The sequence below is a fragment of the Actinosynnema sp. NPDC037264 genome, assembly GCF_055603705.1.
In genome coordinates, this window is record NZ_JBVJVK010000014.1 from 26,177 (window position 1) to 50,316 (window position 24,140).

General features: G+C 71.9%; 15 protein-coding genes. 7 read left to right on the plus strand and 8 right to left on the minus strand.

The features are described from left to right. Positions 1–143 precede the first annotated feature (143 nt). Entirely contained in the window at positions 144–1,754 is a 1,611-nt protein-coding gene (locus tag ACZ7GX_RS17840; RefSeq protein ID WP_498777929.1) for a glycoside hydrolase family 27 protein, read from the plus strand. Positions 1,755–2,083: 329 nt separating this feature from the next. Here ACZ7GX_RS17840 and ACZ7GX_RS17845 read toward each other — a convergent pair whose 3' ends face one another. Further along, positions 2,084–2,338 (minus strand): hypothetical protein, encoded by a 255-nt coding sequence (locus ACZ7GX_RS17845; RefSeq protein WP_498777931.1) that lies wholly within the window; start codon positions 2,336–2,338, stop codon positions 2,084–2,086. A gap of 61 nt (positions 2,339–2,399) precedes the next feature. Here ACZ7GX_RS17845 and ACZ7GX_RS17850 point away from each other — a divergent pair, with 61 nt between their 5' ends. Beyond that, on the plus strand, positions 2,400–2,639 hold the full coding sequence (locus ACZ7GX_RS17850; RefSeq protein WP_498777933.1) for a hypothetical protein: 240 nt from the start codon (positions 2,400–2,402) through the stop codon (positions 2,637–2,639). A gap of 33 nt (positions 2,640–2,672) precedes the next feature. On the opposite strand, the gene ACZ7GX_RS17855 is transcribed toward ACZ7GX_RS17850, so the two are convergent. Then, positions 2,673–4,736: an NACHT domain-containing protein gene (locus ACZ7GX_RS17855; RefSeq protein WP_498777935.1), complete on the minus strand. Its 2,064-nt coding sequence runs from the start codon at positions 4,734–4,736 to the stop codon at positions 2,673–2,675. 280 nt (positions 4,737–5,016) lie between these two features. On the opposite strand from ACZ7GX_RS17855, the gene ACZ7GX_RS17860 reads away from it, so the two are divergent. The 4 genes from ACZ7GX_RS17860 to ACZ7GX_RS17875 all read left to right on the plus strand — a co-directional run bounded on the left by ACZ7GX_RS17860 (position 5,017) and on the right by ACZ7GX_RS17875 (position 12,789). After that, positions 5,017–5,418 carry a hypothetical protein gene (locus tag ACZ7GX_RS17860; protein ID WP_498777937.1) on the plus strand — a complete coding sequence of 134 codons (402 nt, stop codon included), beginning with the start codon at positions 5,017–5,019 and terminating at the stop codon, positions 5,416–5,418. Further along, positions 5,418–6,368 carry a hypothetical protein gene (locus ACZ7GX_RS17865; RefSeq protein ID WP_498777939.1) on the plus strand — a complete coding sequence of 317 codons (951 nt, stop codon included), beginning with the start codon at positions 5,418–5,420 and terminating at the stop codon, positions 6,366–6,368. The genes ACZ7GX_RS17860 and ACZ7GX_RS17865 overlap by 1 nt, the downstream gene beginning before the upstream one ends. Next, positions 6,365–9,397 (plus strand): CHAT domain-containing protein, encoded by a 3,033-nt coding sequence (locus ACZ7GX_RS17870; protein ID WP_498777941.1) that lies wholly within the window; start codon positions 6,365–6,367, stop codon positions 9,395–9,397. The genes ACZ7GX_RS17865 and ACZ7GX_RS17870 overlap by 4 nt, the downstream gene beginning before the upstream one ends. A 62-nt stretch (positions 9,398–9,459) precedes the next feature. After that, positions 9,460–12,789 carry a CHAT domain-containing protein gene (locus ACZ7GX_RS17875; RefSeq protein WP_498777943.1) on the plus strand — a complete coding sequence of 1,110 codons (3,330 nt, stop codon included), beginning with the start codon at positions 9,460–9,462 and terminating at the stop codon, positions 12,787–12,789. 60 nt (positions 12,790–12,849) lie between these two features. On the opposite strand, the gene ACZ7GX_RS17880 is transcribed toward ACZ7GX_RS17875, so the two are convergent. The 5 genes from ACZ7GX_RS17880 to ACZ7GX_RS17900 all read right to left on the minus strand — a co-directional run bounded on the left by ACZ7GX_RS17880 (position 12,850) and on the right by ACZ7GX_RS17900 (position 19,602). Beyond that, complete coding sequence (locus ACZ7GX_RS17880) at positions 12,850–13,527, minus strand: hypothetical protein (protein WP_498777945.1); 678 nt, start codon at positions 13,525–13,527, stop codon at positions 12,850–12,852. A 259-nt stretch (positions 13,528–13,786) separates the two neighbouring features. Next, a complete protein-coding gene (locus tag ACZ7GX_RS17885; RefSeq protein ID WP_498777947.1) occupies positions 13,787–14,458 on the minus strand; it encodes a DUF5825 family protein in 672 nt (223 codons plus the stop codon). Next, on the minus strand, positions 14,455–16,353 hold the full coding sequence (locus tag ACZ7GX_RS17890) for a RiPP maturation radical SAM C-methyltransferase (protein ID WP_498777949.1): 1,899 nt from the start codon (positions 16,351–16,353) through the stop codon (positions 14,455–14,457). The genes ACZ7GX_RS17885 and ACZ7GX_RS17890 overlap by 4 nt, the downstream gene beginning before the upstream one ends. A 262-nt stretch (positions 16,354–16,615) precedes the next feature. After that, on the minus strand, positions 16,616–18,352 hold the full coding sequence (locus ACZ7GX_RS17895; RefSeq protein ID WP_498777951.1) for a S9 family peptidase: 1,737 nt from the start codon (positions 18,350–18,352) through the stop codon (positions 16,616–16,618). Between the two features lie 5 nt (positions 18,353–18,357). Next, on the minus strand, positions 18,358–19,602 hold the full coding sequence (locus tag ACZ7GX_RS17900; protein WP_498777953.1) for an MFS transporter: 1,245 nt from the start codon (positions 19,600–19,602) through the stop codon (positions 18,358–18,360). Positions 19,603–20,299: 697 nt separating this feature from the next. On the opposite strand from ACZ7GX_RS17900, the gene lanKC reads away from it, so the two are divergent. Further along, complete coding sequence (gene lanKC, locus ACZ7GX_RS17905) at positions 20,300–22,918, plus strand: class III lanthionine synthetase LanKC (protein WP_498778196.1); 2,619 nt, start codon at positions 20,300–20,302, stop codon at positions 22,916–22,918. 218 nt (positions 22,919–23,136) lie between these two features. On the opposite strand, the gene ACZ7GX_RS17910 is transcribed toward lanKC, so the two are convergent. Further along, positions 23,137–24,111: an alpha/beta hydrolase gene (locus ACZ7GX_RS17910; protein WP_498777955.1), complete on the minus strand. Its 975-nt coding sequence runs from the start codon at positions 24,109–24,111 to the stop codon at positions 23,137–23,139. Positions 24,112–24,140: the final 29 nt, after the last annotated feature.

A 24,140-nucleotide genomic window follows, 5' to 3' on the forward strand; every position in this document is an offset into this window, starting at 1 on the left:
TTTGGTGTCTACCTCGCCCCCCATCTCCCCCCCCACCCAAGCCCAGACACCCCACCGAACAACAAAACAAACCACCCCCCCCCCCCCCCCCCCTCCCCCCCCCCCCCCCCCCCCCCCCCCGCCGCGGGCGGTTCGCCGCGCTGTTGGCAGCCGCCGCCCTGGTGGTCGCGGGCGCGGCCGCCGTGACGACCACCGCTGCCGCTCCGGCCCAGGCCCTGGAGAACGGCGTGGCCCGCACGCCGCCGATGGGCTGGAACACGTGGAACACGTTCGGCTGCGACATCAACGAGCAGCTGATCAGGCAGACCGCCGACGCCATGGTCGCCAACGGGATGGCCGCACGGGGTTACCAGTACGTGGTCGTGGACGACTGCTGGTTCGACCCCAACCGCGACGCCCAGGGCAACCTCCGCGCGCACCCCACCCGCTTCCCCAGCGGGATGAAGGCGCTCGGGGACTACCTGCACGGCAAGGGCCTGAAGTTCGGCCTCTACCAGGTGCCGGCGGCCGAGACGTGCGCGCAGTACTTCAACGCCTTCCCCGGTGCCACCGGGAGCAAGGGCCACGAGGTGCAGGACGCGCGCCAGTTCGCCGCGTGGGGCGTGGACTTCCTCAAGTACGACTGGTGCTCGCCGCAGGGCACGATCGACGACCAGGTGAGGGACTTCGCGAAGATGCGGGACGCCCTGGCCGCCACCGGCCGGCCGATCGTCTACAGCATCAACCCCAACAGCATCCACGCCAAGACCGGCCCGCTGCGCAACTGGGGCGACGTCGCGAACATGTGGCGCACCACCGAGGACATCACCAACCGGTGGGACACCGGCAGCGACGGCAACTCGTTCATGGGCGTCAAGAACATCATCGACTGGACCGTCCCGCTGGCCTCCTACGCCCGGCCCGGTGGCTTCAACGACCCCGACATGATGGAGGTCGGCAACGGCGGCATGACCGAGACCGAGCAGCGCAGCCACTTCGCCATGTGGGCGATCATGGCCTCACCGCTGATCGCCGGCAACGACGTCCGCAACGCGTCCGCGGCCACGCTGAGCATCCTCAACAACAGCGACCTGATCGCGGTCAACCAGGACTCCCTCGGCCTGCAGGGCGTCCAGGTGTCGTTCGACGGCACCCGGCGCGTGCTCGCCAAGCGGTTGGCCAACGGCGACGTGGCGGTGGCCATGCTGAACCAGGGCAGCACCACCACGACCATCTCGACGACCGCGAGCACCATCGGCAAGACCGGGAGCTCCTTCACCCTGCGCGACCTCTGGACGGGGGCGACCTCCACGACCACGGGTGCGATCTCGGCGAGCGTCGCCGCCCACGGCACGGCCGTGTTCCGGGTGAGCGGCGGCGGCACCACCACGCCACCCACGACCTTCGCGCTGCGCAGCGCGTCGGCCAACCGATGTGTCGACGCGCCCCAGAGCTCCACCGCCAACGGCACCCAACCGGTGATCTGGAACTGCCACGGTGCGGCCAACCAGCAGTTCACGCGCACCGGTAACACCCTCCAACTGCTCGGCAAGTGCCTGGAAACGCCGACCAACGCCACCGCCGGCACGCGAACCCAGCTGTGGGACTGCAACGGTGGCACGAACCAGCAATGGAACCTGAACAGCAACGGCACGATCAGCAACGTGCGAAACGGGCTGTGCCTCGACGTGGACAACAACGGCACCGCGAACAACACGCCGGTGATCGTGTGGACCTGCCACGACGGTGCCAACCAGCGCTGGACCCGAGTCTGACCGCGGCAGTGGGCACCGGTCCCCGACCAACCGTGCTCGACGGGCCGTCCCCCCGGTGGCCAAACTGAGCACGACCCCATATCACGCGCTCACGTGAGGACCCCGAGCACTCCGGCCGTCGCCTCGCGCGCATTGGTCCGAGTGCTCGGGGTCCTGTCATCGGCGTCGAACCGCAGGTGAGCTTCCCGCGTAGCCCGGAGTCCTCAATCCTCCCCTGGCCGTACCGAACCGTCACCGACGGCCGGCCCTGCCCTGGTGATGACCAGCTCCCGGTTGCCGAGGTCCTTGGCCGGCGGCGTTCCCGCAGCGCCGCCGACCAAGGGCCGGGCTCAGCTGAGCGTGACCCAGATGTCGTGCGCGTCAGGCTCCGCCTGGGTGCTCTTGATGAAGGCCGCGGTGTCGTGCCGGCCGTCGCCGTTGGTGTCGCCGACCGCGCACACCTCGTTGCCAGGGCACATGTACTCGGACCACTTCAGCGGCGTACCGAACGCGGCGCCGTTCGACAGTGCGACCCAGACGTCGTTGGTCGTGCCCTTGGTGAAGGCGACCGCGTCACTCCGGTTGTCACCGTTCACATCCGCCATCGCGCACACCTCGGCGCCAGGACACATGTAGTCCGACCACATCGCCGGCGGACCGAGCGTCGTGCCGTTCGACAACGCCACCCAGGCGGTCGACTCGTTCGACGACCTGGCGTTCCTGCTGTTGCCGCGGCTCGCGGGAACCGCGGAGAAGGCGTGGACCAGGCGGGTCACCGAGTGGCGTGATCACCAGCGACGTCTCGCCGGCCACGTCGACACGTGGCACGCCCTGGGCTTCCAGGCCGCGTACCAGGCAGCCCACCCGAACCCGGAGCTCGTGGAGCGGCCCGGAAGGAGCGGTTGACTACCGGCTTGAGCAGGCCCCGAGCAGTTGGTGTCACGACGGGTCGTGCGGGGACGCGAGATGGCGTTGCAAGTCGCGGTGGCGGAATTGCACAGCGGTGCCCGTCAGCCGCAGGATGCCGGCCGCGTGAGCCCAGTCGAGGAAGTGGCCGAGCCTCCACGGCAGCAGGCCTTCCCGGTGGTATGCGCGCAATGCGAGCAGGTACCGCGGCCAAGGTGAACTGGCGGTGACCACGCAGGTGGCCACCACCACCGCGATGCCGGATGCCTCCCGCATGGCCAGGGACAAACCGGTGACGAGGACGAGGAACAGGTACAGGTCGCGATACAGCGCCATGCGCATCGCGTCGCTGGGACGACTGAGGACCTCTTGTGCCTGGTGGGCGCCGAATGCGACGGCGGCCGTCAGCAAAGCCGGGATGAGGACCACGCCTGCGTCGAGGGTCTCGGCGAGTCTTCCTGTCACGTCGGCGAGCCCACCTTCGGCCACACCCTGGAACAGGGACGCTACGGCGTAGAAAGTTGAAAAGGTCAACCCGAACACGAGGAATTTCGACAGGGGTACGCGGAAGCGACGGAAGGAGATCCGCGTGGGCGGATCACCCGCCGACGCGGCGCTCCACCAGAGCACGCCGATCAGGGCGATGAGACTGGACGCGAGGTCGGCCCAGTTCGAGTAGGTCATCGGTGATCGGAAGGTCTGACCCGACAGGAACCACCCGACCGCGGGCACGCAAAGCCCGGCGGCCAAGGATGCGCCCGCGAACTTCGCCCGCGCGACCGTGGTGTCCGGGGTCGAGCGCCACAGCTCGTGGACGTGGAAGTCCGTAGCGGAACCGCCTTGTGCGGCCGTCCGCGCCAAGTGCCGAGTCAGCGCGTGCAGCCGGCGGATGACCTCGTCCGTTCGGTAGTGCCGCCTGCTCGAACGCTGGTGGTGCGCGGTTACCGCGGGCACGAGCCGGTCGAGCAGATGAGCCTCCAACGCTTCGCCGTCCAGGCGGTTCAAGTCAGCCGGGGTGCTGTCCCGATCTTGGTACACCGTGACGGCGAGGTAGAGGCGCAGCGGATTGCTCAGGCAACGCGCGAGGCGGCCCTGGGGATGACGGCGCAGGCGTCGCACGATCGGTTGCCACCGCCGTTCGACCCCGTCCGGCTGTCCTGAACGGGGAAAGCGGTGGCGCAGCCACCCGATGACGTTTTCGGCGTCCAGCGGTCGGATCACCACCGCGGTGGCATCCTCGAGCGGCTCCTGATCGGCCAACGCGTGGTACCGGGCCGTTCGGCAGGTGAGAAGGACAGGAGGCGGCGCCGGACCCGTGGGCAGGTTCAGCGCGGCGAGCAGCAGGCGCGCCCTGGTAGGAGGGCCTTCATCGGGATCCATCTCGTCGATCCCGTCGAGGATGGGCAGCAGCCACCCCTCGACGACCAGCGCCTTCGCCACGGTGGAAGGGACTCCGTACGTCGCCGTCAACTGCTCCGCCATCCACTCGTCGAGGCGACGGCGCACCGCAGCCGGGTCGGCGTCGGCGGAGTGGGCGAAACCGGACACGCTCATCCTGACGGGCACCCGGACGCGAGTGGTGTCAGCGGAGTGGAGCGCGGCTTGCGCCACCGCGACGAGGTCCAGCAGCAGGGTCAGCGCGAGGACGGTCTTGCCCGACCCCGCTTCGCCGAGGAGGACCAGTCGTCCCCGGTCCAGTTCGCGGTAGTAAGAGGAAATGGTGGCCGCGGAGCCGGTACGGCCGCCACCGTCACCCCGCCAGCGCACCAGCGCCGCTTCCACCTGGCCGAACTCCACGTTCGCCGGCCTGGCGGCGCCGGTGTCGCCCAACAGACGTCCCAGCTGCCTGGCCTCGCCGGTCCCGACCGCGGTGAGCAACCGAAGGGCGTGCCCGGCGATGTCCTGACGGCTGGTGGAACCGCGACGCAGCGCCACGACGCCGGCGACCGCACCCACGATCCCCGGGCCGAGCGCGAGCACGTTGGCGATTCCTGCTCCGTCGTCGGGCGCGGTCCTGTCGAGCAGCCACCACGTCGACCACACCAGCACCAGCGTGACCAGCCCTACCGCGAGCAATGCCGAGCCCCGTGACCGCACAGATCACCCACCTCCCCGAGAAGTCCATCGTCCCAGCGTCCGCGCGCGTTCCGCCGTGCCGGGGTCCGGCGGCGTCCGTGCGAGGCCGGTCGCCAGAGCCGAATGCCGGGCCGGCGGTCATTCGAATTCGGCCCCCGCCGTTCGGGGACAATCCGACCTCGACAGGTGGTGGATCCAGTCGTAGGTCGTGGTGGCCGGCGACTTGCTCAAGGGAGCACGCAGGCACCTGTCCGAGTGGATTCGGGCCCACGAAGGGGCGATTGTCACTACCTTCGCACCCATGAGTTCCCCGGACGAGGACGAGGTGCTGCTCGACGCGGCCCGCGCCGTGCGACCGTACCTGTCCGAACTGGTCGGGCAGCCCACCGCGGCCGAGTTGGACGCGGAGTTGGCGGCGCTGTTGGCGTCGGCTCGGGGCGGGCACGCGGTGGCGGATCGAGTGGCGGAGATGCTGTCGCGGTCCGCCGAGGTCCAGGCGTGGGCCGCCGGGTTCCTCGAGCACGGCTGCCCGCCCGAGGTCGCGGAGTTGCGCGAGCGGGCGTTCCAGGGGCTGCCGGGTGTGCCCGAAGCGCCGTCCCCGGACAAGTTCCGGTGCCCGGAGGGTGACTACGTGTTCTACCGACGGGCCGTCGGCGTTCGCGTGCCGCCGTGCCCGACGCACAAGACCCCGCTGGAGCGGTGATGCTCACCGCCTTCTGGCAGGGCGTCGGGTCGAAGCTGGCCGATCGCTGGTCGTCGACGGCGGTGGGGTCGCTGGTGTTCTGGGCGCTCGGGCTCGGCGCGCTGGCGTGGCGCTTCGGGTTCGGCGCCGCCGTGACGACGGTGAGCACCTGGATCTCGGCGCGGCCCGCCCTCGTGCAGGGCGCGCTGGTGGTCGGGGCGCTCGTCGTGGTGGCGGGCTCGGCGAGCCTGGTCGCTCGCGTGACGCTGCCGGTGACACAGGTGTTGGAAGGCTACGGCTGGCCCTTCTGGCTGCGCTGGCCGCTGGTGAGGTGGACGGCTTGGCGCGTCCGTCGGGCCGAGGAGCGATTTCAACGGGCCGAGGCGCTGAAGGAGGACGAGTCGCTGAGCGGCGTGGCGCGGCGGCGCTCGGTCGACCGGACGGCGCGGCTGGAGCTCTGGCTGAGGAGGTTCCCGACGGAAGCCGACCTCCAGGAGCCGGCCAGGCTGATGCCGACCCGGCTGGGCAACGTCCTGCGCGCCGCCGAGACCCGACCGACCGACAAGTACGGGTTGGACGCGGTGATCTGCTGGCCGCGACTGTGGTTGTGCATGCCCGACACGGCGCGCCAGGAGTTGACCGCCGCGCGCGGCGCTTTGGACACCGCGATCGGAGCGTGTTGTTGGGCGGCGTTGTTCGTCGTGTGGACACCGTGGCAACCCGTCGCGCTCCCCGCGGCCGTGGTGTTCGCCGTCGTGGCGTACCGGCTGTGGGCGGTTCCCCGGGCAGCCGCCTACGGGGAACTGGTCGAGGCGGCGTTCGACCTGCACCGGGGCGAGCTGTACACCGCCCTGCGCTGGCCCAGGCCCGAGAACCCCGCGCAGGAGCACGGCGCGGGCAAGGCGGTGACGTCATACCTCTGGCGCGGCAGTGACGCCGAGAAACCCGTGTTCGAGGCACCCTCCCCATGAGCGCACCTCCCGACCTCGTGGCAGCACGGCTGCGGGCGATCCGCTCGGGCACGAGTTGGAACCCGCCCGCACCGGTGGACATCGACTGGGCAGAGGCCTACGACAACGGGATGCGCTTGGTGGACCGGTTCAACCGCACCTATGACGGTGACGCGCTGGCCGAAGGCTTGGCATGCCTGGAGTCCGCCTTGGTGGTGGCCGGACCGGACGACCTGTTCGTCACCGTCGCCCACTACGCCCAAGCCGAGCGGCTGCACCGGGAGTGGGCGGGCCAGTACGGCAGGCGCGACGAGGAGCGCGCCGCCAACGAGCGGTCGCTGCTGGCCGCCGAGGCGGCGCTGGCGCTGGCCGAGGCCGCCGGCACGGACCGGCTCTACCACCAGCTTTTGATCGCCGGCGCCCTCCGCGTCCGCGCGTCGACCGACCGTCGGCCGGACGACCTGGACGACGCGATCGCGCTGCTGGACGGCGCGATCAGGTTGGTGCCGCCGCGCCATCCCGACTACCCGACCGCGCTGAACATCCTCGGCAACTGCCTGCGCGAGCGTTTCGAGGCCGGAGGCGACCGTGCCGACATCGACCGGGCGGTCGCTCTCCAGCGGGAGGTCGTCGACCGTCATGGGCCCGGTGGGCCGTCGGCGTTCCAGCGGAGCCTCGCGCGCAGTCTCGCCGCGCGGGCTCGGCGCACCGGCCTGCCGGCCGACATCGACGCCGCGATCGAGTGGTTCGACGAAGCGCTGCGGCACGGCGCCCACCTCGCGAACGAGGGTCCGAGCACGGCCAACACGGTGGGTGGCCTGCGTTTCAACCGCTATGTCGTGTCCGGTGACATCTCCGACCTGGAACTGGCCATCGACCGGTTCGAGCAGGCACTCGACTCGGCGCCGCGGGAATCCCCGAGCTATGCGTGGTACCTGCGCAACGTCGCGGTGACCTTGACCGAGCGGTTCGAGTTCAGCCCCGACATCGCCGATCTCGACCGCGCGATCGAGCTGCACGCGCAGGCGCTCGCGCTCGTCCCGGCGGACCACCCGATGCGCGCGTCGTTCCTGGAGATGCTCGGCCACGCACTGGTCTTGCGAGCGACGAACGCCGACGACCCCTCGTCGCTCGCCCGAGCGATACCGCTCCTGGAGGAAGCCCTGGAGTCGGCGGACACCGGCCATCGGCCGGCCGTGTTGATCGGACTGGCCACGGCTCTCGTGTTGCGAGGGGTGGGTACCGGTGCGCGTGCCGACTTCGACCGCGCGGTCGCTCTCAGCGGCGAAGCCGCGGAGCTGGACGACCGTGACTCCACCATCAACCACAGCCTGAGCCTCGGCCGCCATGCCTGGGCGTTGGCCCAGCGGCACGACCAGTTCGCCGAGAGCGGGGATCGGGACGCCGCCACCGCCCGGTTCCGCCTCGCCTACGACAGGGGCATGTCGACCATGCCCCCTGCCGCTCTGCGCACCGCCGTCCAGTGGGGCGACTGGGCGGCCCGGAACGCGGACTGGGAACTCGCCGCCGAAGCGTTCGGCAAGGCCATCGTCGCGGCACGGCTGCTGGCGGCCACGCAGCTCCACCCGCGCACGCACTTCGTCCGGCTGAACCACACCGGCGCGCTCCCCGTCCGCGCCGCCTACGCGCTGGCCAAGCTGGGCCGCCACGAGGAAGCGCTGCTCACCCTGGAACAGGGCCGGGCCAGGCTGTTGTCGGAGACGCTCGAACGGGACAACGCCGACCTGAGCTCCCTCGGCGGCGAACTGCGCGACCGGTTCCGGGCCGCGGCGGCACGCGTCCGGCAGCTGCGCGTCTCACCCCTGTCCGAGGACCCCGGGTTGACCCAGCACGAGGCCAAGCGAGTCCGCGCCGAGTTCGACGAGGTGCTGGCCGAAGTCCGGCGGGTCCCGGGCCACGAGAGGTTCCTGCTGCCGGCCGAGGACCTCGACACGGACGCCTTGGGCGAGCCGGTCGGGTTCCTCGTCGCCACACCGGCCGGTGGTCTGGCACTCGTCGCTTCCGCCGAACGCGACCCTCTCGCGATCTGGCTGCCGGACCTCGTTTCCGACGCCCTGCTCGACCGGGTGCACGGCTACCTCGACGCCTACCGCGATCGCGGCGCCGACCCGGCCGCGTGGCTGGGCGCGATCGACGACGTCACCCGGTGGGCGTGGGACACGACGATGGGGCCGCTGCTGGCGGAGCTGTACTCGACGCCGCGGATCCGGTTGGTCCCGACCGGGCTGCTCGGCCTGCTCCCGCTGCACGCCGCCTGGCGCCCCGGCGAATCCGGTCGGCGTTACGCGGGCGACCAGGTGCTGATCACCTACAGCCCGACCCTGCGCCGAGCGCGGGAGGACCCCGGCCCCGCCGACAGCCTGCTCGTCGTCACCGAGCCCGCCTCGACGCGTGCGACGCCCCTGCTCTTCGCGTCGGTCGAGGCCGACGCGGCGTGTGCGGCCTTCCCCCGCCATCGGCGGCTCGACTCGGTGTCGGCGACTCCTCGGGCGGTGTTGGAGAACCTCGGCCGGCACGGGGTCCTGCACTTCGCGTGCCACGGGTCGGCGCAGTTGACCGACCCGCTGTCGAGCGGGCTGCTGCTCGCCGGGAACCGGACGCTGACGCTGCACGAGATCCTGGGCCTCGGCGCGGTGCGGGCCAGGCTCGCGGTCTTCTCCGCGTGCGAGACGGGGATCGGCGGCACCATCCTGGTGGAGGAAGCCATCAGCCTGCCCGCGGTGACGCTCCAGACCGGGGTGACCGGCGCGGTCGGCTCGTTGTGGGCGGTGCCCGACTTGGCGACCGCGTTGCTCATGGCGGCCTTCTACGACAGCTGGCCGCACAGCCTGCCGGACCCGGCCGCGGCGCTGCGCGAAGCGCAACAGTGGGTCCGCGACAGCGACAACGCCACCAAACTCGACCGCTTCCCGCACCTGCTCCGCGATGTCCACGACCGGATGCCGCCCGCTGCCCGTCGCCTGTGGCTCACCGCACGGCCCCACACCCATCCTTATCACTGGGCGGCGTTCGCGCTGTGGGGCCGCTGAACGGACACGGTGCCGGAGGAAACAACGCGGGCGAACCCGGTATCCGGTCAGAGGGAGGGGACATGGTGGCTCAGGAGGACGACGGGCTGGCGCGACTGGTCGAGATCGTCGCGGGGCTGCGCGCGGAACTCGAGGGGACGACGCCCTCGGCCGAGCTGAGGCGGGAGGCGCTGCTGGCCGAGGCCGCGCTGGCGACGTTCCACCGGTTCCGCGAGGACGGGGACCTCGACGACATCGACGAGGTGATCAGACTCGTCAAGGAGCTGTGCGAGCTCACCCGACCGCCCCGCCGCGAACCGTACGCGTTCGTGCTCAGGGACACCGCGGCGGAGAAAGGGCGGCTGACCGGGAACCTGGACGACGTCCGGGACGCGTTCTACGGGTTCCACCTCGACGATCCGCCGTTCGAGGACGAGGCGCTGCGGGAGGACGTCCTGCGGCAGATCGCGCAGATCGACCAGGACCGCTTGACCGAGCTGACCGAACGGGCCCAGGACCTCCACGCACGGCTGGAACGGCACCGCACCCGCAGGAGGCGCAACGCCGCCCAGACCGCGGACGCGGCGGAGGTCGCGGGCGAGCTGGCCGGCACGCTGGCCGCGATCTACTCGCTCACCGACGTGGTCGAGGACGCGGTGTCGGCCGTCCAGCACTACCGGTTGGCCATGGACTTGGCCGAGCCGGGCAGTCGCGTCCACTGCGTGGCGGCCAACGACATGGCGGTCCTGCTGCGGACGCTCTTCTACGTGAGCGGCGACGTCCGGACCGTCCACGAGGCCGTGTGGGCCATGGAACAGGCCGCGACAGCGCTGGACGACGACGATCCGGCACTGCCCTCGGTTCTCAGCAACCTCGGCGCCGTCGAAGCGCTCCTTCACGAGCAGACGGGCGAGCCGGAGTACCTCGACCGGGCCGTGGACTCGTCCCGGCGAGCCTTCGAACTCACCCCGGCGGACTCCGAGGACCTCCTCGGACACCGGTCGAACCTCGGCGCGGTGCTGCTGGACCGCTACCACGCCGCGGGCGACGTCACCGACCTGGACGACGCGATCGCCCTGTTCGAGACGTCCGTTGCCGCCGCGGCGAAGGACCGGACCTCGTCCGACTACCTCTCCCGCGTCAACCTCGGCTCCGCTCTCATGGCGCGCTATCGCCTGACCGGCGACCTCGGCGCCGCGTTCCGCGCCCTTGAGATGCAGGAAGCGGCGCTGGAGCACACACCGCGGAAGACCGGATTCGGCTACGAGAGCGCGCTGGGCAACGTGGGCGCCACGCTCAACGAGCTCTACCGGAGCACCGGTGACCCGGGTTTGCTGGATCGGGCGATCGAGGCCCTGCGCGGCGCAGCCGAGTTCGCCCCCGCCGACAGCGCCGACCTCGCCGTCATCCACATGAATCTCGCCGTCGCCTTGGAGGCCAAGGCGCAGCGGGACCACGACACCGAAATCCTGATGGAGGCCCTGACGGCGATCAAAGCAGCGCTGGACCGCCTTCCGCCGGAGTCGCCGCGCTACGCCGTGGCGGTGTCGAACTACGGGTGGCTGCTGTCGACGTTCTACGAGGCGAGCGCCGACCCCGCCGCCCTCGACGAGTCCGTGCGGGCGCTGGAGTTCGGACTGGAGGGCTTCGGTCCCGACGAACCGTCCCGGGTCAACACCCTGCACAACCTCGTGCGAGCGCTGGGCAGTCGTTCGCTGCTGACCGGCAGCCCCGCCGATCTGGAACGCGCGGTCGGGCTCGTCCGGGAGGTGGTCGACGACCTCGCGGACCTGCCCGCGGCGATCGTGCTGACCATGAGCGACACCTTCGCCGGGGTGGCGATGCGGGCGGGCGACCCGCCACTGGCGATCACCATCTACCAGCACGCGTTAGGACTGCGCGACCGGCTCTACCGCACCATGCCGGGTCGGTGGGAACGCGAAGTCTGGCTGCGCGAGGCCGGGAACCTGCCGTCCGACGCCGCGTACGCGCTGGCTCGTCACGGCGATCTGCGGGCCGCGGTGCTCGTGCTGGACCGCGGGCGGGCGATGGCGCTCTCGGAGAACCTGGAGCGCGACTTCGCCGACCTGGCCGCGCTCGCCGCGGCAGGGCACGACGCGCTCGTCGCCGAGTACGAGGAAGCGGCCGCCGCCGTGCGGCAGGTGGAACAGGCGGACCTGGCCGCACGGCAGGGCGCGGAGGCGTTCGCGCGGCTGCGCGATGCCGCGGGTCGGAAGCTCACGTCGGTCATCGACCGGATCAGGGCGCTGCCGGGCCAGGAGGGCTTCCTCCGCGTGCCCGATGCCCTGCCGGTCACCGGCGCCGACGACGCCGTGGTGTACCTCGTGGCCGCCGACCTCGGCGGGGTGGCGCTGATCGCCCGGAACGGGAGCGTGTCGGCGGTGTGGCTGCCCGACCTGCGCGACGCCGTCCTGGCGACGACCGTGGCGGAGCTGCGGTCGGCGTACGACGCCCGGCACGAGGACCGGCGGCGCTGGTTCGACCGGCTCGACGCGGCCTGCTCCTGGTCGTGGACGGCCGTCATGGGCCCGCTGCTGGAGGTCCTGGAGCCGGTGCGGGAACTGTGCCTGATCCCCGACGGGGCGCTCGCCTCCCTGCCGCTGCACGCGGCGTGGACGCCCGGCACCGACCGTCCCGGCGGTCGCCGCCACGCGGGCGACGAGGCGCTCATCACCTACGCGGTGTCCGACGGCATGCGCCGGTGGGCGGCGCGAACCCGGTCGCAGACGCGGACGGAGTCCGTCCTCGCGGTCGAGTCCCCGGACTCGGACCTGCCCTCCGCGACCGCCGAGGTGAACCGGGTCGTGGGCCGATTCGCCGAGGCCACCAGGCTTGCGGGCGGCGCGGCGACCCGGTCGGCCGTCCTGTCGGCCTTGACGGCGTGCGACGTGGCGCACTTCGTCTGCCACGGCCGTTCCGGCGGGGCCGAGCCGTTGCGCGGCGGGCTGCTCATGAGCGACGGGATCCTCACCCTGGAGGACCTGCTCCAGCTCCGCACCGTGCGGTCGCGCCTCGCGATCCTGTCGGCGTGCGAGACCGGGCTCGCGGGCACGGACCTGCCCGACGAGTTCCTGAGCCTGGCGACCGGGCTGCTCCAGACGGGATTCGCCGGGGTGGTCGCGTCGCAGTGGGCCGTTCCCGACCGGGCGACGACCCTGCTCATGGCGAAGTTCCACGCCTGCTGGCGGTCCGAGTGCACGGAGCCGGCCGCGGCCTTGCAGGTGGCCCGGAACTGGCTGCGCGACAGCACCAACGCGGACTTCGCCGACGAGTTCCCCGACCTGGTCGCGGTGCCTCCCGGTCTGGGTCGGCTCGGGCACCGGCTCTGGGCCGGGACCCGGCCGTACGCGCATCCGTACTACTGGGGATCGTTCTTCCTCACCGGGGTGTGAGCCGCCGCCCCCTGTGCTTGGACGGCGCACTGTCCACGCAGAAGCCCAACGCCTCGTTCCCTAGGACAACAGCCATTCGCCGGGGAACGCCGCCAAGACGGCTGCCAACGCGCCCGAAGTCCGGCCGCGCACCACCAGAAACCCGCTCCCGATGACGCGGACCACCGCGTCGTGGTTCGCGTACCAGCGCGAATCACCCACCTCCGGCACGGCCAACGCCGCGAACACGCGCTCGACCCGCAGCCGCTCCTCCTCGCCCTCCAGCTCACGGCAGTCGGTCAACCCGTCTTCGAGGAGCAGCGACTCGGCCAGCACCATCTCCACGCACGCCAGCGAGAACCGGTCGACGAACGGCTCCCACATCTCCACGCGCTTGTCGGCGAGATCCGGTCGCACGAACACCGGCGGGTCGTCCCCGGACAGCGCCACGCCCCAGTACGCGCACGCCTGGTTCTCCACCCGGTGCACGAGCACGCCGTCCCACACCTTCAGCTCGTCCGGTCTGAGCAGCTCGTCCTGGTTGCTGGTCAGGTCGGTTCGCCGGCCGAACAGCGTGTACGCCTCCCGCACCGCTGCGGGCAGCCGCACACCGAGCCGTTCCTCGGCCTCGTCGACGGCGCACCCGTCGTCGACGCCCAGCGGCGTCACGAAATGCTCAGCGTACTCACGCACGAACCGCCAGGCGCCGTCCCGATCGACCGCCGCCCGCTCCACCGCCGCCGCGATGTCGAACCCCATGCGTCGACACCTTATCGACAGCCGCGGTTCGGGTCTGCAGGTCGCTGTGATCGCCCTCGGACTCGGTGATCGGCTGACCGCCGCCCTGCCGCTCACCGAGATCGCGGCACTGTGGCGCCGGGCCGCGCCGCAGGCAACCGACGGGCGGAGTGCCTTCTCGGCTCAGTGCGGAGGACGGGCGTCCTCGTCGCACTGGTCCGACAGTTCACCCGGTCGAGTGGAACCGATGCGGGCGGAGACCGGGGCCACGGCGGCGGGGTCAGACGATCATCGACGGCCAGGGCCAGCGGCGGACGCGGTAGGGCAGCCACCAGGCGAAGGCGTCCACGGTGCCGACGAGCCCTTCGTCGATGAGGTGGGCCAGGACGTCCGGGGGGATCGAGTCCGACCGCGCGCCCGGCATCAGGGTTTCCACCGCGGCGAGGTACTCGGGATCGTCGATGACGAAGCGCGACAGGTCACCCGCCCGGCGGTCCCTGACCTCCAGGAAGCCCGGACCGTGCCGGTGGATGCACTTGCACAGGTAGTACGTGCTCCGCCACTGCTCCAGGACCGCGTCGGCGTCGGGGTGGTCCGGCAGGGCGCGCGGCGGGTGGAAGTGGTTCAGGCGGGCCCAGACGTCCTGGTTCCGGCCGGAGATCATGGTCCAGTCGTAGGCGACGCTCCAACTGGTCAGCTCACGCAGGAAGACCATGAGCCACACCAGGGTCCTGGCGTCCATCCCGCCGGAGAGGTCCACCGGGCTGCCGACGGAGACCTTGCGGACGCCCCTGGCGTACAGGTCCGCGGCCGTGGCCTGCGGGTCGCCCGACGCGGGCTGCTCCCCCATCGCCAACTCCGGCAGGTGCAGGACGGCGTCGTCGTGGTCGCGCCAGAGCAGCAGCGGGACCGGGGCGGGGCGGTGGTCGAATGCCTCGACGGCGGTGGTCACGCGGGCACCTCCTCGATGTCGGGCCGGGTGTGCTCCGGTTCGGCGTCGGGCCGGGGCAGTTTCATCAGGTCCTGGTTGCGGGCGATCGGCGCCACGTGCACGTAGGTGTCGCACTCGGTGAACAGCACCCCGAGCCGCAGCCACTCCGCCAGGGCGTCGGCGATCCGACCAGGGTCGGCGTCCAGCCCCGCCGCGGCGAGCTTGCGCGACAGCGCGCCCGGCGCGTGCGGTTGGTCGAGCAGCCGGAACAGCGCGACCTCCCACGGGTCGTCCAGCCACCGGCTGGTCCAGTCGAAGTCCGCGCGGCGGCTGACGAGCAGGATCCGGTCGCCCAGGTCGGTGTGGCTGAGCCTGCTGGTGGGGAACTCGCGCTGCCACCGCTCGGCGGCGTCGCGCAGCCGGTCCCCGACGTCTTCGCCCACGCCGAGCGAGTCGGAGGTGAACAGGTAGGCCAGGTCCATCAGCTCGGTCCGCGGGAGGTCGTAGTTCATCGCGTACTGCGTGCCGGGCCCCAGGTCGGCGAACCCGAGCTCCGGGCGGTTGAAGTACGGGCTGAACCGCTCGATGACGATCCGCGCGACGCCCTCCACCGGCGGCAGGTGGTGCAGGGCGGGCATCTGCTCGATCACCGGCAGGTAGTCGTCCTCGGTCTCGCCCGGGAAGCCGTAGAGGTAGTTCCACGCGATGGACAGGCCCTCCGACGCCGCGTCGCGCAGCATCCGCACGTTGTGGCAGCCCGTCACGCCCTTGTCCATGATCTTGAGGACCCGGCTGTTCAGGTTCTCGACGCCGGGTTGCACGTTGACCAACCCGGCCGCGGCGAGCGTGGCGAGCTGGCCGCGGTTCATGTTCGACTTGATCTCGTACTGCATGCGCAGGTCGTACCCGGACTCGATGATCGCGGGCAGCAGGGTGCGCACGTAGTTCATGTCCAGGATGTTGTCCACGACGAACATGTCCAGCACCTGGTGCTTGCGCACCAGCTCGACGATCTCGTCCCAGAAGACGTCCGGGCTCTTGCTGCGGAACTGCATGAACGACCCGTTGAGCCCGCAGAACGTGCAGTGGTGCTTCTCGCCCCACCAGCAGCCGCGAGCGCCTTCCACGACCAGCTTCGGGTCCAGCCAGTCGCGCACCACCGACTCGTCGAGGCGCTCGAAGTAGCCGTCGTACTCCGGCGCCACGATCTGCGCGGGCGCCAGCGGTGTGGTCACCATGGGGTTGACCACCGCCGCGCCGTCGTCGTCCCGCCAGCACAGGCCGGGCACCGCGGTCGGCGGGTCGCCGGCGCGCATCGCCCGGACCAGGGCGGGGAAGGAGACCTCGCCCTCACCGCGCAGCACGTAGTCGACGAACGGGAAGTTGCGGTGGATCGCCTCGCCCTGCACGCCGTCGCAGTTCGCCCCGCCCATGGCCACGCGGACGTGCGGCAGGATCCGCTTGAGCTCCTTGGCCACCGCCAGCGCGGGCACGTTCTGCTGGAAGGTGGACGTGAACCCGACCAGGTCCGGGTTGCGCTCGGCGATGCGCCGAGCGGTCTGCGCGACGAACTCGGGCGCGGTCTCGTGCAGCTCCAAGGACATCGCGCGCTGCTCGTCCGGCATCGGCACCAGCTCGGCCAGCTCGTCCTCACGCCAGTGCGGGTCGTCGTAGAGCGCCGAGGTGAACACCCAGTCGCCGACGCCCTGGAAGTAGGTGTCGAGCGAGTAGAAGTAGTAGTCGCGGACGGTGAACGACCTGCGCTCGGCGATCCAGTCCACGTAGTCCAGGTTGGCGTGCACGACCTCGACCGAGGTACCGGGGACCTCGCGGCGCACCGCCGTGCTCAGGATGCCCAGCGCCAGCGAGGGCACGTCTATCAGTGCCCACGGCATGTTGACCAGAACGATTCGCACTGCGGCTCGCTTTCGTCGTGCTCGCGTCTGTGGTGTCCGGATCCGGTAGGGGTGGGAGGCGGGCGATCGGGTACCGCCCGCCTCTGCCACCTCCGGTGGCGTGCCGTCAGAAGCTGACCTTGACGGACACGCTCACCTCGACACCGCGGCTCTGGTCGCGGTTGCCGCTGATCGGGTCGTTCTTGATGACGCGCTTGCGCATGTGGTCACCTCCCTCCGGTGGTCGGGGCGCACGGGTCCGGCCCGGTGCCGGGGCCCTCGTTCATCCCGTCTTCGCGGGGGCGGAGATCTCCCGCCCCCCGAGTGCCGTCGCGACGAAGCTCACGACGGAGCCGATGATCTGGCGGTGGACCGCGTCGGTCCGGCCCTCGTGGCCGGACGGGGTCCACTGGAGCTCGTGCTCGACGCCGTGCGCCTCCAGCGCCGCGACGTAAGCGGCGACCTGGTCCGGCGGGCAGCGGTCGTCCTCGGTGGCGGCCAGGACCAGCACCGGCGCCCGCACGGAGGCGACGTGGGACATCGGGGACGCCGCGGCGTACGCGGCGGGCCGCTGGTCGGGGTCCCCGCCGAAGATGCGCCGGTCGAGGGCCCGCACGGCGGGAGTCGCGCCCCGGTAGGCGGCGACGTAGTCCGCGATCGGGTTGACCGCCGCGACCGCGTGCCACAGCTCCGGCTGGACACCCGCGGCGAGCAGGGCGAGGTAGCCGCCCCACGACGTGCCCACCACCGCCGTGCGGTCCTCGTCGGCCACGCCCGCGGCGACCAGGTGCTCGCGCACGGCGGCGAGGTCGAACAGCTGCGTGTGGCCGGGCCCGTCGGAGAAGTCGTTGCGCCAGGCCGGGCCGTAGCCCGTCGAGCCGCGGTAGTTCGGCCTGGCCACGGTGCAGCCGATGCCCGTGAAGACCGAGACCAGGCCGTCGTAGGCGTCGCGGGCGGCGGCGTGCGGGCCACCGTGCAGCAGGAACACGGTGGGGTGCGGTCCGGGCGAGTCCGGCGCGGTGAGCAGCGTGTGCACGGGTCCGGCCGGGGTGTCGACCCACACCTCGCTCGTCACGCCCGCCACGGTCGCGTTCCGCGGGCCGAGCGACCACCGTCCCGAGGCGGTGCGCAGGTGCGGCGGGTGCGTCGCGTCGGTCCACACGTAGTGCAGGTCGCCGTCGGGCTGCACCTGGGCGGCCAGGATGCTGCCGCGCGGCGTCGGCACGGGCGCGTCGGCCCGCCGCTCCAGGTCGAGCTCGCGCAGTTCGGACCGGGCGTGCCGGTCCCGGCGCACCAGGACCCGCCGCCCGTCGGGGTACCAGGTCGGCGCGATCTCGGTGTCGGAGTCGAACCACCGCAGCTCACGGACGCCGCCGTCCGGGGTCCACTCGGCCAGGCGGTACGCGGTGTCGTCAGAGGTGGTCAGCAGCAGCCGTGCCGGGCCTTCGACCGGGGCGAACCCCGAGACCCACAGGGCTCGTCCCGGCAACCGCAGCGGCAGCCGTTCGCCGGTGGCCAGGTCCAGCACCACCGCCGGCACCGGGTCCTCGGCGTCGCGGGCGAGCACGGCGAAGCGGCCGGAGTGGGACAGGTCGACGAGCGTGGTGTGGCCGTCGAAGTCGCCGACGTGGTCCACCCGGCCGTCCGGGCTCCTCCGGTAGACCGAGAGGCCGTCGTGGCCGACGCCGACCGCGGCGGTGCCGTCCGCGGACATGGCGAGCCCGGCCGCGCGCCCGGGCGGCAACCCGGCGTCCTCGGAGTCGCCGCCGCCGAACGGGGTGATCCGCCAGCGGCCGACCCCGGTGAGGTCGTCGTCGAACCACCACACGTGAGCGCCGGTCGGGTCGATCGCGCAGCCGACGGTGCCCTGCGGTCGGTCGGTGACCTGACGCCCGCCCGCGGCGGACCAGGCGAACACCTCGCACCGGCCGTCCGCGTCGCCGGTGTGGACGGCGCGGTCGGGCGCGAACTCGGCGAAGGCGGGCACCTCCGGGAAGAACACCTGGACGTCGATCTTCACGGCGGTCACTCCTCAACCGGCTCGGGGGTGCGGTCGGCCGCGGACGACGCCGCCAGGGATCGCACGGTCGCGGTCGTGTAGAGCGCGATCGCGACCAGCGCCGCCCCGAGCACCGCGGCGACGAAGGCCGGGGCGAGCGCGGCGACGAGCACGCCCGCCACCAGGGGCGCCACCGCGCCGGTGCCCTCCCCGACGACGCCCAGCGCGGTCCCGACCCGGCCCTGCATCCCGTCCGGGGTGCTGGTGATCGCCTTGCTCTGGAACGCGATGCTCAGCGCGGGGGTGAGGGCCGACACCGCGGCCAGCAGGACGCCCATCACCACCGGTGGCGGGGTGGTGGTGAACCCGAACGCGACGAGGACGACCAGCCACGAAACGACCAGGACCAGCCGGGTCGGGGCGAAGCGGCGCAGGAAGAAGGGCGCGACCAGCGCCCCGCACAGGCCCGCCACCCCGGCCGCGGTGAGCAGCAGGCCGATGGTCGCGGCGGACGCGCCGTGCAGGCGCGCGACGAGGATGACGTGGAAGTACAGCGCGCCCAGCACCAGGTTGACGCCCCCGGCCCACGTGACCATGAACCGCAGGAACGGCTCGGCCCACAGGAACCGCACGCCGTCGGCGAAGTCCCGCAGGAAGAAGGACTTGCGGTCCTCGGTCCGCGCCGGTCGCAGCTCCGAGCTGAGCAGGCCCGCGCACAGGGCGGTGACCGCGTAGGAGAAGGCGTGGACGAGGAAGGGCGCCCACGGCGCGAACTGGTACAGGCCACCGCCGATGCCCGGTCCCGCGAGCTTGGCGGCCTTCTCCCTGGCCTGCAGGGCGCCGAGCGCGCCCTCCGGGTCGTCCTTCGGGAGGATCGCGCGGATGGCGCCCGACGCGGCCGCCGCGTAGCAGGCGGTGGCCACGCCCTCGACGACCGCGGCGGCGAACAGCACCGGCAACGACGCCCGGCCCGTGAGCACCACGAGCGCGATCACCGTCGCCGCGCAGGCCGCGACCAGGGCGGAGACCACCATCATCGGCCGGCGCGGCACGCGGTCCGCGTAGACGCCCGCCACCGGGGAGACCAGCACCTCGGCCAGACCGACCACCGTGCCCAGCACACCCGCCGTCACCGGCGAGCCGCCGAGCAGCAGGACCAGCACGGGCAGCACCAGCGCCGAGGCGTGCGAGCCGAGCAGGGCGGCCGCGCCACCGAGCCAGAACAGCCGGAAGTCCCGGTGTCCGCGCACGCTGGTACCGACCACCGACATCCGTCGTTCTCCCGTCTTCCGCGATCACGAAATCAAATCCATGCGACGAACAGAGTCCGGCGAGGGGTTCAAGACCGCACTTTTCGGCGGTAAAACGAGACTGGAGCCAGCCTTATCCCGGGTCCGACAACCACCGTTCCACCAGGGCGGTGGATGCTTCCCCGGAATTTATACATGCCCCGCCAAGACTCGTCATGCACCCCGGCAGAGCAATTCCGCTGGCGTACGGACCAGGGATAACTCCGGCGGATGCCACCCGCGCGGAGGTCCGAAGCAATGGGCTTCGTTCGGTATTGCGAAACCGCGGCGGCCCGGCGATCCTGCGCCCGCCGAAATCATCGTCAATGCAGGTAGCGGAGGTACGAGCGCAAGAGGCGCGCTCACGGTGGCGGCTGCCGTCCACCGTGACTCCGACCGGCACGGCATGACGACCGGCTGCGCCGCCCCAAGACGGCGCAGCCGGCCGAGTCCCCCGTCAGCCGGTTGTCGTCCGGTCGAACACCCGAGCCGGTTCGGGCGCGGTTGCGCCCGACGCCGGAACCGCGTTGCACCGTTGCTACCACCGCGTTCGACCACCCGGTACGTCTTCGCATACCGCGAGAATCGTTCCTTGACGTTGCCGGGGCCGGTTGCGATCCTTGTTTTTTCGCGCGAGTGTCCTACCGTCCGCAGACAGGGGCACGAAATGGCCGTGGACATGTCTTTCCTGATCGCGGATCCGGATTATTACGAACCGTGGGACACCATCGATCCCGGCGTGCGCTATTCCCCCGCGCACGCGCCCGAGGGGTGGACGCGGCTGCACGACGGCGCGTGGACCCACTGGGGACCACCCGGGCTCGTCCTGCCCGACCAGGGCTGGAAGGTGCACGTGTCCAGCTCCCTGCGCAACGCGCGGTCCGTGCTGGCGATCGTGTCATCGGCGTGCGTCGAACTCGGGGTGCCGTTCAAGCACCTCGCGGGCGAGCGCACCTTCCTCATCGCGCACGACAAGCACGCCGCCAGGCCGCAGAGCGGCAAGTTCTGCACCCTGTACCCGCCCACCGAAGAGCGCGCGCTGCTGCTGATGAGGCGCCTGTCGGCGGACCTGGCCGGTGTCGACGGGCCGTTCGTGCTCACGGACCGGCGATTCGGCGACAGCACGTGCGTGTCCTACCGGTATGGCGCGTTCCGCGGCCGCAGCAGGGTCGACGCGGACGGCAACCACGTGCCGACCATGACCCGTCCGGACGGGCAGGTCACGGACGACGAGCGCGGGCCCGCCTTTCGCCTGCCGCACGGCGTCTCCGACCCGTTCCGCGAGACCACGCCCGCGCGTGCCGCCGGACCGGTCACCATGCACGGCTACACGTTCGACTCCGTGCTGCGGCACAGCAACGCCGGTGGCGCCTACCGGTTCCGCACCGGCGACGGCGCCACCGTGTTCGTCAAGGAAGCCAGAGCGCACAACGGTTACACCGCGGACGGCGTCGACGCGAAGACCCGGTTGGCCGAGGAATATCTGGTGTTGCGCGAGGTCCACGCCCGCGCACCCGGCGTGTGCCCGCGACCGGTGGAGCTGTTCCACCACTGGGAGCACAGCTACCTCGTCTCCGAGTTCATCCCGGGCGGGTCGCTGTACCGGTGGATGGTGACGAACAACCCCGCGGTGCTCGACGACGCGGACGCGGCGGCGTACGCCGGGTACCACGAGCGCTGCCTCGGGCTCCTCGACCAGCTCGACGCGCAGCTGCGCGCGTTGCACGACCTGGGTTTCGTGTTCATCGACCTCAGCCCCACCAACGTCCTCGTCGACGACGAGGACCGCGTCCGGCTGGTCGACTTCGAGGCGGTGCAGCCCGTCGACCGCGTGCGGCGGTACATGGGCACACCGGGCTACCTGCACCCGGACCCGCGGGCCGTGGCCGAGCACGACCCGGCGGAACTCGACCGGTACGGGTTGTCGGCGCTGGCGCTGCTCCTGGTGTTCCCGCTGCACGAAGTGGCCGAACGCCACCCGGCCGCGCTCGACCACCTGCACGCGGACCTGGCCGAGGCAGCTCCCGTCGAGCCGCGGTTGTGGCGGTGGGCCACGCACTGCCACGAACGCGGCGAGGACACCCGCCTGCCCACCCCGGCCGCCGTTCGGGCGGACCCGATCGCCGCGCTGCACGACCTGGCCGAGCGAACCGCCGACGCCATCGAGGAGATGGCGCAGCCGGACCACCCGGCACGGGTCTACCCCACCGTCCCGCTCGGGCACCAGACGAACACCCGGGCGTTGGCCGCGGGCACCGCGGGCGTGGTGCACGCGCTGCACCGCGCGGGTCGCGCGATCGACCCGGCGATCGTCCGGAGGCTGCGCGACGAATCGTTGGCGTCAGCCGAGACCACCGCACCCGGCCTGCTCCACGGCAGTGCGGGCATCGCGGGCGTGCTGGCCGAACTCGGCGAGGGTGACGCGGCCGAGAAGCTGCTCGACGAGGCAGCCGCACATCGCCTCAACCACACCTCCGGCACGTTGGGCGGCGGCGCGGCGGGCACCGCGCTCGGCTTGCTGGCCCATCACCGGCGCACCGGTGGACAGCGTTGGCTGGACTTGGCCTCGGGGCTGCTCGAACGCGTGCCGGACGGTGACGAGCTGACCGCCCGCCTGGGTGCGTCCACCCGCTCCGGACTGGTCAGCGGGCGGGCGGGTGTGGCGCTCGCGCTGTACCACCTGCACCGCGCCACCGGGGACGATCGGCTGTTCGCGCGCGGCATGCGGCTGCTGGGCGAGGAACTCGCCTACGCCGTGCCCCTGCCGGGCGGTGGCGTGGGCTTCCGCGTCGCCCGCAACGACCGGCGCGTCTACCCCTACCTGTTCGCGGGCAGCGCGGGTTACGCCTGGGTCCTCTCCCGCTTCCTCGCGCACCGGCCGGACGCGGAGTTCGACGTGCCCGTCGACGTCGACCTGACCGCCACCGAGGTGCTGTCGCGGTGCCTGGACGCGTGCACGGCCCGCTTCACGGTGTTCCCCGGCCTGTTCCCGGGGCTGGCGGGCCTCGTGACGACGCTGGCCGACGCCGGCAGGCGGCTCGACCGGCCCGACCTCGTGGACGCCGCGCTGTCCAGCGCCCGCGGCCTGTTCAGGCACGCGGTGCCGCACGGGAGCGGAGCAGGCTGGCTCGGCGAGCCAGGTCAGCGGATCTCCACCGACCTGTGGTCGGGCGGAGCCGGCGTCCTGGTCGCCCTGCGACTCCTGCTCGACGCCCTCCAGACTCCCCCGGCACCACGTCGAGGGGACACGGGTGGAAGGAGTGATCAGCATGGAGGAAGTCCTGTCCTTGCAAGCTGAGGTGGCGCCGGAGGACGACCTCATGGCGTGCAACGTGCTCACCATGAGCAGTCGAGGCAGCGTCTGCCTGTGACGCCACCGCTCGTCGCCGCTTGTCGGGCACCGGCACCGCGCCCGGCAAGCAGCGACGCGTGTTCCCGCACGCGTTCCGCCCCGGAACGGCACACGTCCCTCGAGACCTGGCCGCTGCCGCGCCGACTCCGCACGTCCCGTCGGGGTCAGGCGCCTTCCTGGTTGGTGGTCAGGAGGCGGGCGAGCCAGTCGGTGCGGGTTCGGCGGGCGGTGGTCGAGATGCGCGCCTGCGGGTAGAGGGCGTCGAAACCGTGGAAGCCGCCCGACCAGACGTGGAGTTCGGCTTCGCCGCCGGCGGCCCAGATGCGGGTGGCGTAGTCGGTGGCCTCGTCGCGGAAGACCTCCGCGGAGCCGGTGTCGACGTAGGTGGGCGGCAGGCCCGAGAGGTCCTCGGCCAACGCGGGTGAGACGTAGGCGGGCACCTCGTCGCCGCTGAGGTCACCGAGGAGGGCGCGCCAGCCGAACGCGTTCATCTCGCCGGTCCACACGCCGGGCACGCCGGAGTACTGGCGGCTGGACGTGCTGGTGTTGCGGTGGTCGAGCATGGGGCAGATCAACACCTGCGCGGCGATCGCCGAGGTGCCGAGGTCACGTGCCAGCAAGGTGAGGCCGGCGGCCAAGCCGCCACCCGCGCTCGCGCCGGCCACGATGATCCGCGCGGGGTCGACGCCCAGTTCGGCGGCGTGCTCAGCGACCCAGAGCAGTCCACGGTGGCAGTCCTCGACGGGCGTGGTGCCGGTGGCCTCCGGTGCGAGCCGGTACTCCGCGGAGACGACGACCGCGCCGAACTCGTCGAACCACTCCAGCGGGATGTCGATCTGCGAGAACCGGTCGCCCATGATCATGCCGCCACCGTGCATCCAGTACACGCAGGGGGCGGCGGGGGCGGCGGGGGCGCGGTGCGAGGGGCTGAAGATCGACAGGTGGATCGGGGCGCCGTCCTCGGCCGGCACGGTGACCTCGCGCCGGTCGACCTGCCGGTGGGCGAGGAGGGGTTCGAGGGGCGTGGAGGGGTACTGGCGCAGTTGCGCCAGGACTTCCGCGTCGAGCCGGGGCACGAGGGGCATCCCGGCCAGCAGTTCGCGCAGCTCGGGGTCCAGGGCGGGGCGGGCGGTCGTCATGTCATCGCCTTTCGTCGGGTGGTGCGGGA